This is a genomic window from Tenuibacillus multivorans (genome assembly GCF_900103915.1).
GTDB classification, from domain to species: Bacteria; Bacillota; Bacilli; order Bacillales; family Alkalibacillaceae; genus Tenuibacillus; species Tenuibacillus multivorans.
The window spans coordinates 1-17,434 of sequence record NZ_FNIG01000014.1 but is presented as its reverse complement, the minus strand read 5'-3'; the positions used below and the strand labels follow the sequence as shown (position 1 = coordinate 17,434).

22 protein-coding genes and 1 rRNA gene are annotated in these 17,434 nt (G+C 36.5%); 14 read left to right on the top strand and 9 right to left on the bottom strand.

What is annotated here, in order from left to right; all coding sequences use genetic code 11:
- Positions 1-2: 2 nt before the first annotated feature.
- Both BLP77_RS15020 and BLP77_RS15015 read right to left on the bottom strand, forming a co-directional pair.
- Entirely contained in the window at positions 3-194 is a 192-nt protein-coding gene (locus BLP77_RS15020; protein WP_371859607.1) for a PLDc N-terminal domain-containing protein, read from the bottom strand.
- 154 nt (positions 195-348) lie between these two features.
- Positions 349-765 carry a helix-turn-helix transcriptional regulator gene (locus BLP77_RS15015; protein ID WP_093857939.1) on the bottom strand — a complete coding sequence of 139 codons (417 nt, stop codon included), beginning with the start codon at positions 763-765 and terminating at the stop codon, positions 349-351.
- 127 nt (positions 766-892) lie between these two features.
- On the opposite strand from BLP77_RS15015, the gene BLP77_RS15010 reads away from it, so the two are divergent.
- Positions 893-1,258 carry a hypothetical protein gene (locus BLP77_RS15010; protein WP_093857938.1) on the top strand — a complete coding sequence of 122 codons (366 nt, stop codon included), beginning with the start codon at positions 893-895 and terminating at the stop codon, positions 1,256-1,258.
- A gap of 15 nt (positions 1,259-1,273) precedes the next feature.
- On the opposite strand, the gene BLP77_RS15005 is transcribed toward BLP77_RS15010, so the two are convergent.
- Positions 1,274-2,179, bottom strand: coding sequence for a TIGR01777 family oxidoreductase (locus BLP77_RS15005; RefSeq protein ID WP_093857937.1), 906 nt, complete (start codon positions 2,177-2,179; stop codon positions 1,274-1,276).
- 66 nt (positions 2,180-2,245) lie between these two features.
- On the opposite strand from BLP77_RS15005, the gene recX reads away from it, so the two are divergent.
- Positions 2,246-3,058, top strand: a complete 813-nt coding sequence (recX, locus tag BLP77_RS15000) for a recombination regulator RecX (RefSeq protein ID WP_093857936.1) — start codon at positions 2,246-2,248, stop codon at positions 3,056-3,058.
- Between the two features lie 28 nt (positions 3,059-3,086).
- On the opposite strand, the gene BLP77_RS14995 is transcribed toward recX, so the two are convergent.
- Positions 3,087-3,746 (bottom strand): SDR family NAD(P)-dependent oxidoreductase, encoded by a 660-nt coding sequence (locus BLP77_RS14995; RefSeq protein ID WP_093857935.1) that lies wholly within the window; start codon positions 3,744-3,746, stop codon positions 3,087-3,089.
- A gap of 129 nt (positions 3,747-3,875) precedes the next feature.
- Between BLP77_RS14995 and BLP77_RS14990 the strand changes: the two genes are divergently transcribed.
- Positions 3,876-4,202 carry a YfhH family protein gene (locus BLP77_RS14990; protein WP_093857934.1) on the top strand — a complete coding sequence of 109 codons (327 nt, stop codon included), beginning with the start codon at positions 3,876-3,878 and terminating at the stop codon, positions 4,200-4,202.
- A gap of 14 nt (positions 4,203-4,216) precedes the next feature.
- On the opposite strand, the gene BLP77_RS14985 is transcribed toward BLP77_RS14990, so the two are convergent.
- Positions 4,217-5,194, bottom strand: coding sequence for a metal-dependent hydrolase (locus BLP77_RS14985; RefSeq protein ID WP_093857933.1), 978 nt, complete (start codon positions 5,192-5,194; stop codon positions 4,217-4,219).
- Between the two features lie 46 nt (positions 5,195-5,240).
- Here BLP77_RS14985 and mutY point away from each other — a divergent pair, with 46 nt between their 5' ends.
- From mutY to BLP77_RS14965, 4 genes are all read left to right on the top strand, one after another.
- Positions 5,241-6,320: an A/G-specific adenine glycosylase gene (mutY, locus tag BLP77_RS14980; RefSeq protein ID WP_093857932.1), complete on the top strand. Its 1,080-nt coding sequence runs from the start codon at positions 5,241-5,243 to the stop codon at positions 6,318-6,320.
- Between the two features lie 74 nt (positions 6,321-6,394).
- A complete protein-coding gene (locus tag BLP77_RS14975) occupies positions 6,395-6,607 on the top strand; it encodes a gamma-type small acid-soluble spore protein (protein WP_093857931.1) in 213 nt (70 codons plus the stop codon).
- Positions 6,608-6,769: 162 nt separating this feature from the next.
- The gene (ntdP, locus tag BLP77_RS14970; protein WP_093857930.1) at positions 6,770-7,300 is read left to right on the top strand and encodes a nucleoside tri-diphosphate phosphatase; all 531 of its coding nucleotides are present in this window, start codon (positions 6,770-6,772) and stop codon (positions 7,298-7,300) included.
- 87 nt (positions 7,301-7,387) lie between these two features.
- Complete coding sequence (locus BLP77_RS14965) at positions 7,388-9,157, top strand: ABC transporter ATP-binding protein (RefSeq protein ID WP_093857929.1); 1,770 nt, start codon at positions 7,388-7,390, stop codon at positions 9,155-9,157.
- Between the two features lie 132 nt (positions 9,158-9,289).
- On the opposite strand, the gene BLP77_RS14960 is transcribed toward BLP77_RS14965, so the two are convergent.
- Together BLP77_RS14960 and BLP77_RS14955 are read right to left on the bottom strand one after the other, a co-directional pair.
- Entirely contained in the window at positions 9,290-10,327 is a 1,038-nt protein-coding gene (locus BLP77_RS14960) for an FUSC family protein (protein ID WP_093857928.1), read from the bottom strand.
- A gap of 344 nt (positions 10,328-10,671) precedes the next feature.
- Positions 10,672-11,961 (bottom strand): glutamate-1-semialdehyde 2,1-aminomutase, encoded by a 1,290-nt coding sequence (locus BLP77_RS14955; protein ID WP_093857927.1) that lies wholly within the window; start codon positions 11,959-11,961, stop codon positions 10,672-10,674.
- Between the two features lie 124 nt (positions 11,962-12,085).
- Between BLP77_RS14955 and BLP77_RS14950 the strand changes: the two genes are divergently transcribed.
- The 5 genes from BLP77_RS14950 to perR all read left to right on the top strand — a co-directional run bounded on the left by BLP77_RS14950 (position 12,086) and on the right by perR (position 15,161).
- Positions 12,086-12,472 (top strand): ion channel, encoded by a 387-nt coding sequence (locus BLP77_RS14950; RefSeq protein ID WP_093857926.1) that lies wholly within the window; start codon positions 12,086-12,088, stop codon positions 12,470-12,472.
- Positions 12,473-12,535: 63 nt separating this feature from the next.
- A complete protein-coding gene (gene bcp / locus BLP77_RS14945) occupies positions 12,536-13,003 on the top strand; it encodes a thioredoxin-dependent thiol peroxidase (RefSeq protein WP_093857925.1) in 468 nt (155 codons plus the stop codon).
- A gap of 99 nt (positions 13,004-13,102) precedes the next feature.
- A complete protein-coding gene (locus BLP77_RS14940; protein WP_093857924.1) occupies positions 13,103-14,053 on the top strand; it encodes a D-2-hydroxyacid dehydrogenase in 951 nt (316 codons plus the stop codon).
- Between the two features lie 2 nt (positions 14,054-14,055).
- Entirely contained in the window at positions 14,056-14,610 is a 555-nt protein-coding gene (locus tag BLP77_RS14935; protein WP_093857923.1) for a cob(I)yrinic acid a,c-diamide adenosyltransferase, read from the top strand.
- A 101-nt stretch (positions 14,611-14,711) separates the two neighbouring features.
- Positions 14,712-15,161, top strand: coding sequence for a peroxide-responsive transcriptional repressor PerR (perR, locus tag BLP77_RS14930; RefSeq protein WP_093857922.1), 450 nt, complete (start codon positions 14,712-14,714; stop codon positions 15,159-15,161).
- Here perR and BLP77_RS16175 read toward each other — a convergent pair.
- Complete coding sequence (locus BLP77_RS16175) at positions 15,144-15,272, bottom strand: hypothetical protein (protein WP_261753372.1); 129 nt, start codon at positions 15,270-15,272, stop codon at positions 15,144-15,146. The genes perR and BLP77_RS16175 overlap by 18 nt on opposite strands.
- Positions 15,265-15,642, bottom strand: a complete 378-nt coding sequence (locus BLP77_RS14925; protein WP_093857921.1) for a YgzB family protein — start codon at positions 15,640-15,642, stop codon at positions 15,265-15,267. Before BLP77_RS14925 ends, BLP77_RS16175 begins: the two co-directional genes overlap by 8 nt.
- A 207-nt stretch (positions 15,643-15,849) precedes the next feature.
- On the opposite strand from BLP77_RS14925, the gene BLP77_RS14920 reads away from it, so the two are divergent.
- Both BLP77_RS14920 and BLP77_RS14915 read left to right on the top strand, forming a co-directional pair.
- Positions 15,850-16,719, top strand: coding sequence for a nucleotidyltransferase-like protein (locus BLP77_RS14920; protein ID WP_093857920.1), 870 nt, complete (start codon positions 15,850-15,852; stop codon positions 16,717-16,719).
- Between the two features lie 499 nt (positions 16,720-17,218).
- A 16S ribosomal RNA gene (locus BLP77_RS14915) occupies positions 17,219-17,434 on the top strand; the annotation flags it as partial.

The window sequence follows — 17,434 nt, the reverse complement described above, 5'->3', positions numbered from 1 at the left end:
GCTTATGGCCTCCTTCCAAAAATGAAATAAACGATTGGACCAATGATATTAATGAATATGATGACTAAAGCCCACACCCATTTTGGTCCGTTTGCTTTTTCAATACGTATTAAATCTATGATTGCTATGACGAGTAAGATAAGTTGTAAAATTAATACGGGTAAAAGTAATAGAATTAAATCTTGATTTATCAACATTATGACCACCTTTCTATTAATTATACCTATAATAACGATTTTTATAGTTTTTAAGTTTCAATATTCAGACTTGCAAAAATAGTAAATAAGTATTAGTATAAAAGTCCTAGTTCTTTATAAACAAAAAAGATAAGCACGTAGCTTATCCTTATTATACTCGTTTCAGTTCTTGGATGGTTGTTTGTATGATTTGCAAAATAGCTCGTTGTTTACGAATTGGTAATTGAGACAAACTAACAAAATCGTTTAATAAGGATGGATTTTTTTTCAGCAAATCAATAATGGCAATGATCAATTGGTCTCCATGATCTTCTAAATCTAGTGAATACACCTTTTTGAATTCCTTTAAAAGAAATTCATCTGTAAGATTTCGACCTACCAACTGATCAAGGGATAACGAAAAAAGATCGCTAATTTTGATTAAGGTGTCTAAATCTGGTACGGCCGACTCGTTTTCCCACTTCGTAATAACGGAGCGCGAAACATTTAGTTTATTAGCTAGTTGTTGTTGAGTCCAATTCATTTGTTCACGAAAAAATCTGATATTGGTTGCCATATTATTGACCATAGGTATTCGCTTCCTAATTTAGTAGATTTGAGCAATATATTAACACTAACTGTCGATATTATAAGTAACATTTTAAAACATTTCAAAAAATGTTCATAGAAGGAACGTATCAAGAAGGGTGGTTAGCATGAACCAGCATTTATTAGTCGTTAAGCATGATCAAATTGGTTATGATGTTGTGTTGCGGTTATTGCATATGGTTTTACAGTATAAACAAGTCTATATTAAGCGACCAACTCTATTAAAAAATGATTTAAAGTTTTATCGCTACGGTGATGATTTGTTATTAGTGGTTTTTAAGGATGAACTGATCAGTGAGATTACAGAATTGGAACGAATGCTAGCTGAATCCGGATTATCTTCTACACGATATGTGAACATACCAGAAAAAGATGGCATTATTAAGGCAATTAAACAGTATCTAAATGACGTAGTGTCACCGGAACAGATAGCCCAAAAGCTTCAGCTATTAGATGTAGACCAATTAAATTAGGTATATGTTATTAATCTACTTGTAAATATTCTCTATGGCCTCATGCAATTGTGGGTATTTAAATTCATAGCCGTTGTCTTCAAGCTTTTTAGGGTAGACATATTGACCTTTTAAAACGAGAATGCTCATCTCACCAAGTAATGTACGAATAGCAAATGACGGTGCCGGTAACCAATGAGGTTTGTGTAACGTCTTAGCTAATGCCCGACCAAAATCCTTATTTCGCGTAGGGGTAGGAGCTGTTAAATTTATCGGTCCACTAATATCTTGTTGGTGAACGATAAAATCAATAGCTCTTACAACATCATCAATATGAATCCAAGACATCCATTGTTCACCATTGCCTAATGGTCCACCAGCCATGAGATGGTAAGGAAGAGCAACTTTAGGTAACGCTCCTTGTTTTTTATCTAAAATGACACCAAAACGAGCTAGAATCGTTCTAATATTTAAAGGTTCAGCTTCCTGTGCCTCTTTTTCCCACACCGAACATACTTCTGCCAAAAAGTCATGACCAGGCATGATCGTCTCCTCTGTAAAAATCTGTTCATCAGATGTGCCGTAAAACCCTATTGCTGATGCATTAATATAAACACTTGGCTTTTCAGACAATGCCCCCATAACACGAATAAATTCCCTCGTAGTGATCATTCGACTTTCTAGTATTTGTTGCTTACGATTTTCTGTCCAGCGTCCACTGTTAAGTGACGTTCCGGCTAAATTAATACAAGCGTCGATATGTTCAAGTTCTGTTTCTGGATGACTACGTGGATGTAGCCATCCGATGTAAGAGACTTGTGGTTCGTCATCATGTTTACTTGGATGGCTAGTTAGTATGAATAGTTCATGACCTTGATCTTTTAAATATTGCGTTAACCTGCTTCCAATAAATCCTGTACCACCAGCTATTAAAAATCGCAAGTAGCAAACCCCCTTTAATTTATAATATAATAATAGATAACTATATTCACCTATTAGGAGTTATATATGAAGATTAGTAAGATTACCACTCAGAAAAAGAATAAAAATCGGTTTAATATTTTTATAAGTAAAAATGGTGCAGATGAGTATGCTTTTAGTGTGCATGAAGATATATTAATACGTCATTATTTAAGAAAAGACATGGAGTTATCTGATGAACAAATCAAGGAATTGAAGGAACAAGATGCCATTTATCAATATTATACCCTCTCCATTAATTATTTAAGCTACCGTATGCGGGCAAAATCTGAGATCATCCAATATTTAAAAGAAAAGGAAGCATCAGATGAGGCTATAGAAGTCGTCATTAAAAAACTAGAAGAAGAAAAGCTCGTTAACGATTTAGCCTTTAGTCAAGCTTATGTTAGGACTAAAATGAATACGACGAGTAAGGGACCAAATAAAATTAGGCAAGAGCTTATGCAAAAGAAAATTCCGCAATCATATATTGATAAAGCCTTAACAGAATACAAGACTGAAATTGAAGCGGATAAAGTAATCGGAATGATGGAGAAAAAACTGTCAGGAAGTCGGAAAAAGTCATATAAACAACAAATGATGCAGTTAAAGCAATCCCTAATGCAAAAAGGATTTACACAAGAAGCGATTGAAATGGCTTCACAAGAGGTAGATGTTACAGTTGACGAAGATGAAGAAATGGAAGCCCTAAGGTATCAGGGTGAGAAAATTTGGAATAAGCAGGCGCGTAAGCATGAAGGTTTCCAGTTGAGACAGAAAGTAATGGGATCACTGTACCAAAAGGGTTTCTCAATGGATTTAATAAATCAATTTTTAGATGAAAAAGAAGAGGGGTTGTAAGAAAAAAAACTCCTCAAAGTGAGGGAGTTTATTTCTCTAATACAATCTCGTCTCGACCGTCATCTTGATCAATGATTTGTTCGGCAATTGCATCAGGTGATGGAAGTACAGAAGGATCCTCGACATAATCACTTTCATCCCAGAATGGCGTATTCATACCACCCATATAAACCGCTGTTATCGTAATGTCACGGTCTTCATATTCTTTTTGAAGACTCTCTGTAAATCCACGTTGTGCAAATTTGCTAGCGCAATAACCTGACTCGTGGACTTTGCCGCGTAATCCAGCAGTCGAAATGATGTTTAAAATTCGACCTTTGGATTGTAAAATGTGTGGCATAAAATGTTTCGTTGTATAAATTAACCCTGCAGCATTGACGTTAAGCATCGTATCGATTTGTTCTTTTTCAAGTTGTTCAAATGCTCCGAAGTAACCAACGCCAGCATTATTAATTAACATATCAACTTGCTTAATCGATGCGGACAATGCTTCTAGCTCATCCCATTTTGTAATGTCACAGGTATGGATTTCAGCTGTTCCGCCGTCTTGTTCAATAAGACTTTTAGTTTCTTGAAGCCTTGATTCTCGGCGTCCGACGAGTAATATGTTATGGCCTTCCTTGGCATAATATGTTGCTAATGATTGTCCTAAACCGCTTCCTGCACCCGTAATTAATACACGTTTCATGTCTAAACCTCCAATGTGATTTTCGTTCCAAATTTCGTGCGTTTCTTATTATAAATTATTTTGGTATACTTGGCAGGTGAGAATATAAAAGAATTTGTACTGTACATAGATTGAAAGGAGATAACTCCCATGCAACGACGATACAGTCAGTATACCGTAGAGGAATTACGTCAGGAAGTTGCTGAACTTGCAGAAAAGGCAAGAAAAGCTGAACAGATGGGAATGGTTAATGAATATGCCGTTTATCAAAGAAAAATGGTAATGGCTAAGTCCTATGCGATGGATCCCGGTCAATTTAAACCTGGAGAAGTTTATGAAATAGAGGGTGCTCCAGGAGAAACGTTCGAGATTGATTATATGAGAGGCGTTTTCGCCTGGGGCACACGCAAAGACCAACAAGGTAACATTCTAAAAGAAGGCGAAGAAGCATTACCAATTGGGTTATTAAAAAGATAGTTTTGAATGAGCCCTTAAGTTAAAGGCTCTAATTTTTTTTGTAATTTGTCTTCGGAGTATACCCAGCCCGTATAAGATGTTATGACGTTATAAAATTTATCTAAGGCTACGACAGCCACGAATGGATAGCGCCCTTTAGCGCGATATCGTAAATCTATAAAACGAATCTCAGTATAATCGTCAAATCGATCAATTTCATACCGGTATACGGGTGAGAAATTGATAAAGGCTTTAACGTTTTTATCCTGTAAAGCAGCATTCATCTCTGCTGTATCTGGTAAAGGCTTTCGTTCAAATTTGTCCTTGATTTCAATATGACCGTTTTCAGAACGTGCGACAAAGAAATACTCCTTCGTTATAACAGCCACTCGCCATATGTTGTGCCGTATCGTAGGCTGTGTAACAACTCTTTCGACATGATCAAAATGGTCCTTCATTTTTTTGACGATTTCGCGCTTATCTAAATATCGTTTTATATGATAGAGTACCACGACAAAAAGGACGATTAAAAAAGTGTAACGTGGATTAGCACCGAGTAACCATGCAATAATTCCGGCTAGATATAAACTAAAAATAAACGGATCAAACGTGTTGATAAATCCAATTGCTATCCACCTATTAACAAACGGCCTTAAGGCTTGAGTTCCATAAGGATTAAAAATGTCCACAAAAACATGAAGAATTACTGCTAATAGAACCCATAACCATAAATGTAAAAATGAAGTGTCTAAATAAAAGAGATATATTGAGCCTGATACTAGTAGACTCCATAATAGTACTGCTATTGGAGAGTGTGAAATACCCCGGTGATGCCGAATATACGTTGCATTGTCTTTAAATTTAAATAAAGTGTCAAAATCAGGAGCATGCGAACCAATGATAGAACCAATGAGCACGGCTTGAAATAGGCTAGGGTCTTGTTGGACAGCAGGATCAACAGTTGCTAACCCACCAACAGCAACTCCCATTGTAATATGAGTTGCAGTATCCAAATTATGCTCCTCCTTTTATTAATCGAATCAAAGTTAGGTGATGGTCATGGAACAAACTTCTTTTACTATACCTTTATTATTCAATGATGAAGCGTTTCGTCACGACCTATTAACATGGTATCAGGGGAATAAACGCTTATTACCGTGGCGCGAAAATCAGGACCCTTATCGTATTTGGGTATCTGAAATTATGTTGCAGCAAACACAAGTTGATACGGTTATCCCCTATTTTAATCAATTTATGGAACGTTATCCAACCATAAAGGAATTAGCTGAGGCTGATGAACAGAATGTCTTAAAATCTTGGGAAGGCTTAGGCTATTATTCACGAGCCCGAAATCTACATACAGCTGTAAAAGAAGTGGTCGAAAAATATGATGCACAAGTTCCAAGTGATAAAAAAGAATTAAAACAATTAAAAGGGATTGGTCCGTATACATTAGGTGCTGTCTTAAGCATTGCCTTTAACCACCCTGAACCAGCTGTTGATGGTAATGTCATGCGCGTTTTATCACGCATTTTACATATTGACGAAGACATTGCGAAACCTAAAACCAAGAAATTGTTTGAAGAAGTCGTAAAGGAAATCATTTCATATGAAGATCCTTCATCTTTTAATCAAGGTCTAATGGAATTAGGTGCTTTAGTTTGTCATCCGAAAAACCCCGAATGTGAAACTTGTCCAGTTCAACAGCATTGCTTAGCTTATGAACATGGTGACCAAAAAGATTTACCGGTTAAGACAAAACAAAAAAAGCAAAAGGTCTCTTCCTATTATGGCCTCGTATTAAAAAATGATGAAGGTAAATTTTTTATACAAAAACGTCCTGATGAAGGGTTATTGGCAAATATGTGGGAGTTCCCCATAGTTTTACAAGAAGAATTTGATCAAAAAGAATTAGTCAATTGGTTTGAAGTAGAATATGGTCTAAGTATAAATATTTACACTCAAGGTAAAAGAGTTCGCCATGTCTTTTCGCACGTTATTTGGGAAGTTGATGTCATTTATGCTTCTGTAAAAGGCGGTCAAAAGTCTGATGGAGATGGGAAATTTGTCACGCTGGAAGAGCTAGAACGATACCCTATGCCAAACATACAGCAAAAGATAAAAAAACTTATTCATTAATCGACAATTTTCTTATGTTATTTCGGATAAATTCGCACGATTTGGTTAGTCTAATCAGTGCGGAGGTGATATAAATGGCTAAAAGACAAAATCAACAACAGCCAAATCAGAGTCAAGCAGGTACTAACGTACAAAAGGTAAGACAGCAAAACCAACAAGCTCAACAGGGCCAAGGACAACAACAGTTTGGTCAGGAATTTGCTGCAGAGACTGATCCACAAGAAGTAAAACGCCAAAACCAACAATCTCAACAGAAGAAGAATCAACAAAACCAACAAAATCAATAACAATCATTTTTAAGTGAGCCGGATTATAAGAAGCACTCCTTACATTAAGGGGTGCTTCTTTAAACTAGAGAATAAACATGATGCGAGATAATCGCTGAATTTATTTTCTTGTGTTACAATGGCGATACTAAAAGTAGAGGTAAATGAAAGTAGGGTAGGGGCATGGCAGTACCAAATGCTGGTGAAAACATCGAAATTCATAGCTATAAACACGATGGTCATATTCATCGAATTTGGGAAGAAACGATGGTACTAAAAAGTCAATCTAATTTACTAATTGGAGCAAATGATCACGTGTTAGTTAAGGAAAGTGACGGACGAACATGGCGGACCCGAGAACCTGCGATTACATATTTTACGAGTAATTACTGGTTTAACGTTATCTGTATGATTCGTCATGATGGTATTCATTTCTATTGTAATATTAGTTCACCATTTGTTATTGATGAGGAGGCACTTAAGTATATTGATTATGATTTAGATATAAAAGTCTTTCCTGATATGACCTACAAGATATTAGATGAAGATGAGTTTGATGAACATCAGCAACAAATGAACTATCCTGATGTGTTAAAGAAGATCTTATATAAGCAACTACATACATTGGAACGTTGGATACAACAACGAAAGGGACCTTTTTCCCCTGAATTCGTTGATAAGTGGTACGAATTATATTTAACGCTTCCAAGTTGACCGCCTGTTGTCTAACAACAGGTTTTTTCCGTGATTGACGTTTCAGCGAGGAGAATATAGTTTTTTGAGATTGAAAGTGGTGAAAGTTTGGACAGTATCAAGCGTTATTTACAATTTGTAAAACCGTATAAATGGAAAATAATCATCACCATATTTGTCGGGATTTTAAAATTCGGAATCCCATTATTAATGCCATTAATTTATAAATATGTTATTGATGACATCATTGATGCCGATTTGGCTACAGATGAAAAAATGACAAAACTATTATGGGTGATGGGGATATCATTCTTTCTCTTTTTTATTTTACGACCACCGATTGAATACTATAGACAATATTTAGCACAATGGGTCAGTAGTAAAATTCTGTATGACATTCGTGACAAATTATTTGATCATATACAAAAGCTCAGCTTAAAGTTCTATTCTAAGACGAAAACTGGCGAAATTATTTCCCGGGTAATACATGATGTCGAACAAACCAAGACTTTTGTCGTAACAGGTCTCATGAATATTTGGTTGGATATGGTGACTATTTTAATCGCAATAGGTATTATGTGGTTTTTAGATCCGATGTTAACCATTGTCGCCATTATCTTATTCCCAATTTACGGCATCTCGGTGAAATATTTTTATTCAAGATTGAGGAATTTAACAAAACAGCGTTCCCAGGCATTAGCCGAAGTTCAAGGACACTTAACGGAGCGCGTTCAAGGGGTTCCAGTCACACGCGGATTTGCTTTAGAGGATTATGAACAGGAATCATTTAATAAACGAAATGGGAATTATTTAGACCGTGCGATTAATTTTACCAACTGGAATGCTAAATCTTATGCCGTCACTCATACGATTACTGATATTGCACCTCTATTAGTTGTTGTATATGGTGGCTATGTAGCAATCGGTGGTAATTTGTCGATAGGTACATTAGTGGCGTTCATTGGATATATGGACCGCGTTTACAATCCATTGCGTCGACTCGTGAACTCGTCTACGTTACTAACACAATCTCACGCATCGATGGATCGTGTGTTTGAACTATTAGATGAAGAATATGACATTGTTGATCGACCGGGAGCTAAAGAATTAAAATCTGTTCATGGCGATGTCGCTTTTGAAAATGTCTCTTTTCGCTATGACGATGAAGAAGAGTTGGTTTTAAAAGATATTAATCTAAGTATCAAAAAAGGTGAGACGGTTGCACTGGTAGGTATGAGTGGTGGAGGAAAGTCAACACTCGTTAGTCTCATTCCAAGGTTTTATGATGTAACCAGTGGCAAGGTAAAAGTTGACGGGCAAGACATTCGAGATCTTCAAGCTCGTTCATTAAGAGATAAAATTGGAATGGTATTACAAGACAATATTTTATTTAGTGACAGTGTTGCGATGAATATCCGTATCGGTAATCCAGATGCAACGGATGAAGAAGTTGTTCAAGCCGCTAAGGCCGCTAATGCGCACGACTTTATTATGGATTTACCGAATGGCTATGAAACGGAAGTCGGTGAGCGTGGGGTTAAACTTTCTGGCGGACAAAAACAACGCGTCGCAATTGCACGAGTATTCTTGAAAAATCCACCATTATTAATTTTTGATGAAGCGACATCTGCGCTGGATTTAGAAAGTGAACACCTTATCCAAGAAGCGTTAGAAAAATTAGCTAATAATCGCACGACATTTATTGTCGCCCACCGTTTATCAACCATTACACATGCAGACCGAATTGTTCTTGTGAATAACGGTGAAATAAAAGAGGAAGGAACGCATGACGAACTCATGCGTAGAAAAGAGTTGTATTATAACTTATTCCAAGTCCAAGAGCTTGATTCGAAAAAAGAAGAGTTGAAGATGTATTAAGGTTTCGAGTATCTCATTGGAGGTTTAAGTAGAAATTAACTATTTTAAAAAAGACTGTATAGTAAGGCACTCTTATTGGAAGGAGTGCCTTATCTTTAATAAAAAAGGCTCTCACGTTTGTTCGTGGGAGCCTTATTGACTGTTTAAATAACTTGTTAATAGTTTTCTTAGATGAACTAATTCATTGTGATATTCCATTAAATTGGAAGCTAAAGGGAGAAATTTCATTCGGTCTCTTTCTTTATCATCATATTCATTCATCAGTTGATTCACCAAATCTGGAATTTTAGGTTTACTTAACTGATCAACGGGATAAGTCTCTTGTTTTCGAATTCTCCCTGAATACATTAAAATTAGCTTTTCGTGGGTGTGAAGTGTTTTATCGACCTCAACAATGATTTGAGCATTTATGTCTTTGTTAAAATGTTCAATTTCATAGTCAAGTCGATGTAAGTTTTGTAAGACATTGAAAGCTTTTTTAGTTGTATGAATGAGCTGTCTAAATAGGACGAGCTTCCTTGCCCGCCTGTAGCCTTTTCTTCTTGAATATATACGTTCTTCTGAAAAAAGTAAGTACGTTTGATCCAGTCTCGTAATATCTTCATTCAAACGTTCAATTTCCTTTTTTAATGCGGGTTGATCTGATAAATGTCTAGTCGTGACACGAATCCATTGTAAAATGTCATTCGTCGTATTTGTTAACCGTTCGAATAGACGTGTTTCGTATTTCGGTGGAAGAAATGCTAAGTTGACAACGAACGCTGATACGATACCAATTAAAATTGAAGTGAAACGTATACCTGCATACTCTAAAAATGGATCCTGAGGGGCTTCCATAATCGCAATAACAGCAATAATCGCAATAAAGGTTGTATCTTCTTTCATTTTAAATAACATACACATTCCGATAACGATAATAATACCAAAACCGATTAAAAAGGGTTCATTACCAACTGTTAAAACTAAGAAAATCGCTAAGGTTGCGCCAATTACATTAGCTTGAACCTGCTCAATAATCGTCTGAATCGACCGGTAAATGGACGGTTGAATGGAGGATACGGCTGCAATGGCGGCAGCGAATACGCCCGCTTTAAATCCAAATGCACTTGCAACATAAAGCGCTATGGCTGTTGCTAGTCCAGTTTTAAATGCCCTTGCCCCGAGTTTCATGATGACCATCCTCCAATCCATTAGATTTAAGTTCATTGTATCAGAAAACCTATAAGGGTACTGAAAATAAAAAAACCTTTGCAATTTTGCAAAGGCATCTGGAATAACCAGAAAGGAAGGGAGTTTCATAACATGAATTCCTTGATAAGGGGTAATCCATTAAATTGAATTATCTTTATTTTACAGAAGTATTTTGAAAATTACAACTACTTTTTTAAAATTTTTTGAAAGATTTAATATTTTAGCTTAACTGTATAAATGCAACTCTAGCTCTAGCTACCCCAAAACCCCTGACAGTCCATATAGAAAAAGCAGACTAAAATGAGTCTGCTTTGGATAAACATTTATTTCATTTTGCTAAAAGCTCGGTCAACGGCTTCTAATGTATCTTGAATATCTTTTTCAGTATGTGCTGTTGTAAGGAACCATGCTTCATATTTAGACGGTGCTAAATTAATACCTTGATCAAGCATTAATTTAAAGAACTGTGCAAATTTCTCACCATCTGTATTTTCTGCCTGTTCATAATTTGTGACTTTCTCATCCGTAAAGTATAGCGTTAAAGCACCTTTAAGTCGGTTAATGGAAACAGGAATATCATGTTTAGATGCTCGCGATAAAATCCCCTCTTCAAGTAAGTGTCCTAATCGGTCCATTTCGTCATAAACGCCTTGATCTTGTAAAACTTCTAAACAAGCGATACCGGCTGCCATTGATGCTGGATTACCAGCCATCGTCCCTGCTTGATAGGCAGGTCCAAGCGGTGCAACCTGTTCCATAATGTCGACACGTCCACCGTAAGCGCCTATTGGAAGACCGCCACCGATGATTTTGCCCATTGCTGTCATATCAGCTGTTACACCCGTTAATTCTTGTGCAGAGCCATAATGGAAGCGGAAGGCTGTAATAACTTCATCAAAAATGAGTAAGCTGTCATTTTGATGAGTTAATTCTTTAACTTTTTCTAAAAAGCCAGGCTTAGGTTCAACAATTCCGAAGTTCCCAACAATTGGCTCGACTAACACCGCTGCAACATCGTCACCGTACTTTTCGAGTGCTTCTTCAAGTGGTTTAGTTTCATTAAATGGAATTGTAATGACTTCTTGTGCGATACTAGCTGGGACACCCGCAGAATCAGGAGTACCAAGTGTCGAAGGTCCGGAGCCAGCTGCCACAAGTACTAAATCGGAGTGTCCATGGTAACAGCCCGCAAATTTGATGATTTTGGAGCGGTTCGTATAAGCGCGTGCCACTCGAATCGTTGTCATAACAGCTTCAGTACCTGAGTTCACAAAACGAACTTTTTCAAGTGATGGAATGGCATCCTTTAGCATTTTTGCGAAGCGGTTTTCTAATTTAGTCGGTGTTCCATATAAGACGCCGTTATATGCAGCATGAGAAATAGCTTCAGCGATATGTGGATGGGCATGTCCGGTAATAATTGGCCCGTATGCTCCTAGGTAATCAATGTATGGATTACCATCAACATCCCAAAAGTGTGCCCCTTTCGCTTTATCCATAAAAACAGGCGTGCCTCCACCAACTCCCTTATATGCACGGGAAGGTGAATTAACCCCGCCGACTATGTAATCTTGTGCCTCTTGATAGAGTTCTTCAGATGTTTCTCGGTTCATGTCAACATTCCTCCAGTCTTAAATTCAGTCCCATTTTAACATAACATCGAGACACATTTTTACATGAAGTGGACATGTTTGTCATAAAAATTAATAATAGCAAAAATAAGAAAATGGTGGTCAAATGAAGTTATTCAGTGTAGCGTTTGTAGCAATCATCGTTATCTCCAGTATTTATACCTTTTTAAAACATAATACTAGGATGCGAAACGCTTTTTCGAAAGAGCTATTCATTTCATTTTTAATTATTTATGCGATTTTAATGGTTGGCTTTGCCTTGATCTATTTTTTAATGTCCCGAATTGGTTTCACGGTCCTATCAGATATGTCACTCCAGTATGGCGCATCGTTAGATCGTTTTCTGCGGTCATTTTATTTCAGTGGCGTCACGTTAATGACAGTTGGTTACGGTGATATTTATCCTGTTGGTGTCGCGCGATTTGTCTCATTAGTAGAGGCTGCAATTGGTTATTTACTACCAGCTGCATTTCTATATAAATTAATAAAATAATTTGTCTTTAGCTTCAATCTTCGATAATCTTAAAGTAGATTATTGTTAAGGAGGAATGTAGTCATGACAGTTGAAGTAGGAAAACAAGCACCTGATTTCACATTAACAGCTAGTAACGGAGAACAAGTGAGTTTATCGGATTTTCGAGGGAAGCATGTGGTGTTATACTTTTATCCTAAAGATATGACGCCAGGTTGTACAACAGAAGCGTGTGATTTCAGAGATAATCATAAAAGCTTTGAAGAACTTGACGCGGTTATTTTAGGGGTTAGTCCAGACCCAGTTGACCGTCATGAAAAATTCATTGATAAACACGACTTACCCTTCTTATTATTAGCAGATGAGGATCATAAAGTTGCTGAGGACTTTGATGTATGGAAGTTTAAAAAGAACTTTGGGAAAGAATACTACGGTATAGAACGTTCTACTTTTATTATCGATAAAGATGGTAATCTAGTTAAAGAGTGGCGAAAAGTTAAAGTTGAAGATCACGTTGAAGAGGCACTTGACTTTATTAAAGAAAACCTATAAACATGATGACTGAAACTGACCTGGGTTTTAACCTTGGTCAGTTTTTAAAGAAAACAGAGGCGAAGTAGCATTTATATCCTTTAAAAAGAGGTGAAAGACATGAACGTATTAGTGACGTTAAAAATGAAAGAAGAGCTAAGACATCAATTGAAAGAAAAATATCCGTCATTAACTTTTCAGTTTAAATATCCGATTACAGAGGCTGAACCTTATATGCCGAAAGCCGATATTATCATTACATATGGTGAAGATTTAACAAATGAACATATCAATCAAGCAGAAAATCTGAAATGGATTATGGTGATGTCAGCCGGGTTAGACCAAATGCCGTTTGAAAAGATCATTGAGAAGAATATATTAGTGACCAATGCGAGAGGTATTCATACGATTCAGATGTCTGAATATGTCATCGCAATGTTACTACAAGTCTACCGTAATTTACCGACATCAAAAGAGTATCAGAAGCAACATGTTTGGAATCGGAAAGTTAAAATTGAAGAAATTACAGGTAAAACTATGCTCATTCTCGGAACGGGTGCTATTGGACAAGAAACAGCACGTCTTGCGAAAGCCTTTAATATGGAAACGATTGGTGTTTCGAGAACAGGGGAATTGAAAGCGTATTTCGATACATGCTATAAAAATGAGGAGCTAATGGATTTACTTCCTAAAGCTGATTTTGTTATTAATGTTTTACCAGCAACGCCAGATACTGAAAAAATGATAACAAAAGAACATTTTATCAAAATGAAAGGTGACGCTGTTTTTCTTAATATGGGGCGTGGCATAACGGTTGTTGAAGAAGATATGATTGACGCACTTAAAAACCATCAGATTCGCCACGCGATTCTCGATGTGTTTGAACAAGAACCACTTGATGAAAACAGCCCGTTATGGGATTTAGAAAATGTCACGATTACACCACATAATTCATCTATTACCAGTAACTATATGCCGCGAGCACTGAACATCTTTGAACAAAATTTAGATCAGTTTTTAAAAGGTGAGAAACCGGAACTTAATGTGATTGATCCAAAGAGGGGGTACTAGTCGTGCGTATCTATACAAGGTCAGGGGATAAAGGAAAAACGTCACTTATTTATGGTAAACGTGTTAACAAGAACGATATTCGCGTCGAAGCATACGGTACTTGTGATGAAGCTAATTCTTCGATTGGGATGGCGTTGAGTTATTTAAGTCAAACCAACTGGGACGGAAAAAAATCAGTCATGGATGCTTTGCACAAAGTCCAAACGATCTTATTTCATGTGGGTGCAGAATTAGCAACACCTAGTGGTAAAGAAGTCGCTTGGAAATTAAAGCAAGAGCATATTGATGATTTAGAGGAACAAATTGATGAGTGGGATGCATCACTAGATGAACTTAAAAATTTCATATTGCCATCCGGCCATCCGGCAGCAGCTTCACTACATGTTGCAAGAACGATTGTAAGGAGAGCGGAACGTATGGCGGTTGCGATTGAAGACTTAGAAAATGATTTAGTGTTACAGTATCTGAACCGCTTATCAGACTACTTATTTGTAGCTGCACGTTTTGTTAATAAAGAATTAAACGGAGAAGAACTACCATTAAATACAGAGGTATAATTTTCCGTGACATCCATATACATTGACAAACAGGTTTCCGAAGAATTAAACTAATTATAAGAATTCTTATTTAATAATTTTATAAGTTGAAAGAGAGGTGCATGACGGTGTCAGAACAGAAATTACAAGAAGCCTTAGCTCAATTGAAAAATTCGGGTGTTAGAATTACTCCCCAGCGTCATGCAGTGCTTGAGTATCTCATGCATACGATGAACCATCCTACCGCAGATGATATTTATAAAGCACTTGAAGGTAAATTTCCAAACATGAGTGTTGCAACAGTTTATAATAACCTGCGCGTTTTTCAAGAAATTGGTTTAGTTCGAGAGTTAACTTATGGTGATTCATCAAGTCGTTTTGATTGTAATACATCAAAACATTACCATATAATTTGTGACTCATGTGGAAAAATTGTTGACTTTCATTATCCTACTTTAGATGAGGTTGAACAATTAGCAGAGCAAGTTACAGGCTTCGATGTTAGTCATCACCGTATGGAGGTTTACGGTACGTGTGATGAATGCCAAACGAAACTACAAACAAGTCATTAATAATTCATTAAATTGTGTCGCATCGCCAAGTGGTGATGTGGCTTTTTTATTTGATTTTTTAATTAAAAACATAAAAATTCCCTGCGCTGGAGCAGGGAATTCATTAGTCATTTGTCTTCTCTTGTTCCTTCCAATATTTTTTTGAATTGTATTTCTCATCAAACTCTTTTCCTTCTAAATTGCGATCTAACGTTAAAGGTTGTTTACAATGCATGCAAGCATCAACACGTCCCAGAACCTTAGTTGGTTTTTCACACTCAGGACATACAACCTGTATAGCACGCGTTGATAACATTCCAATCCAAAAGTATATAACGGTACTAAGTGCAATCGCTATTAAACCTAAAAACATGAACAGGACCATAACCCATTCATAATTTTTGAATAATAACCCTATATACATAATAATCATACCAGCGAAAATTAATGAAAGGGCGATTGTTCTAATCTTATTAATTTTATTACTATATTTAAGTGACAATAAAGGGCACCTCCCTAATATGTTTCATAGAAAGCATAAAATTTTACCCTACCTTTAAAAGGTGCATTATGTTTCTGACTTCGCCTAAAGACTTGTCATTTCTTTAGAATTATAGCATATTTTCAGAAGGATGTATGTGAAGAAAAAAGGAAATTCATGATTTATGTAGAATTAATCATTTGAGATAGTTATAGGGAGGAAGACGTGATGGAAAATCTGTTACGCCCAATTTATCAAGAGCGTGCAAGCCAACCAAATACACTCGGTGTTTTAGTATATGAGAAACTACATCATAACAGTCCGGTTACAGATAGCTTTGATGTTATTTTATTAATCGTTGTTCGTGAAGCAGAAGAGGACTGGTATGTTAAACATTATGAATATGAAGATAAAACAGCTGCTATGCATATTGTTCGAGAAGATTTACTTGGTCAATGGATTGAAACAAGTGGGTATCGTAAAGTAATTGATTGGCTAATCAATGGAAAAATTGTATTCGATCGAAATGAATATTTAAGTCATTTAAGAGAAAAACTAAGAGAGTTTCCAGAAATAACACGTCAGTTAAGAAAATGTGTTGAATTCGCAAAACTAATTCGTACTTATCGTGAGTGTAAGGATTTATTCGCAGCCAAACATTACTTAGATGCTAACAGCTTAATGGTAAGGTCATTACATTATTTAGCTCGTGTGGCAGTTTTAGAGAAAGGCTTACATCCGGAAGTCACGGTTTGGAATCAAGTCAAAAGGTTTGATCCTGAAGTCTATAAATTATATGAAGAGTTAATGGAAAGTGAGGAACCACCGGAGAAACGAATTCAGCTTATGCTCTTGGCCAGTGATTTTGCTATCCATTCCAGGGCCGAACGCGGGGCGGAACATCTCCTTAATATTATGCGAGAAAAAAATGAACCATGGTCATTTGGTGAATTAAAAGTCCATCCAGAAACTCAATACTATACTTTAGACTTATCTATACTACTTGAATATTTAGTGGAACGGAGGATTGTTGAAACGAAAGCAGTAGAAACAAAAGGTCAGAACATATATCATCGACAGTATTTAGTCAAAGATTAATATTGGATATATTTACCGTACCGATTCATGTTGACGGTACGGTTTTTGCGTAATATATTTAGTTATGCAAATCGAACTGACTTGTAATAGGGAATTATTCGGTTAAATAAAGGTGGAACATTTAAAACGATTTGCACATAATATAGATAGCGGTTTTAATAATACTATTGACTAATATGTTTCATGCATGCTATATTATTCCCTGTCGCTAAAAAGCGCGAACGAAATGATTTAAAAATTGTTTTCAAAAAAACTGTTGTCATTTAGGTGAAAACATGTTACATTATTAATCGTCGCGTTAAGAAACAGCGCGCATTCAACAAATTCTTATAAAACAAAAAAGCATTGACATTTGTTTGAGAGTTTGGTATATTAATAAAGTCGCCATTTTGAGGCGACGGACTTTGAACCTTGAAAACTAAACAAAATAGCCTGTAGTCAATTCCGTTTTATTTTTCGATTGGGAAATAAAACTTAAGGACATTAAGCCAATCAAACTTTTATGGAGAGTTTGATCCTGGCTCAGGACGAACGCTGGCGGCGTGCCTAATACATGCAAGTCGAGCGCGGGAAGCAGACAGAATCCTTCGGGAGGACGTTTGTGGAACGAGCGGCGGACGGGTGAGTAACACGTGGGCAACCTGCCTGTAAGACTGGGATAACTCCGGGAAACCGGGGCTAATACCGGATAATTCATCGAATCGCATGATTCGAT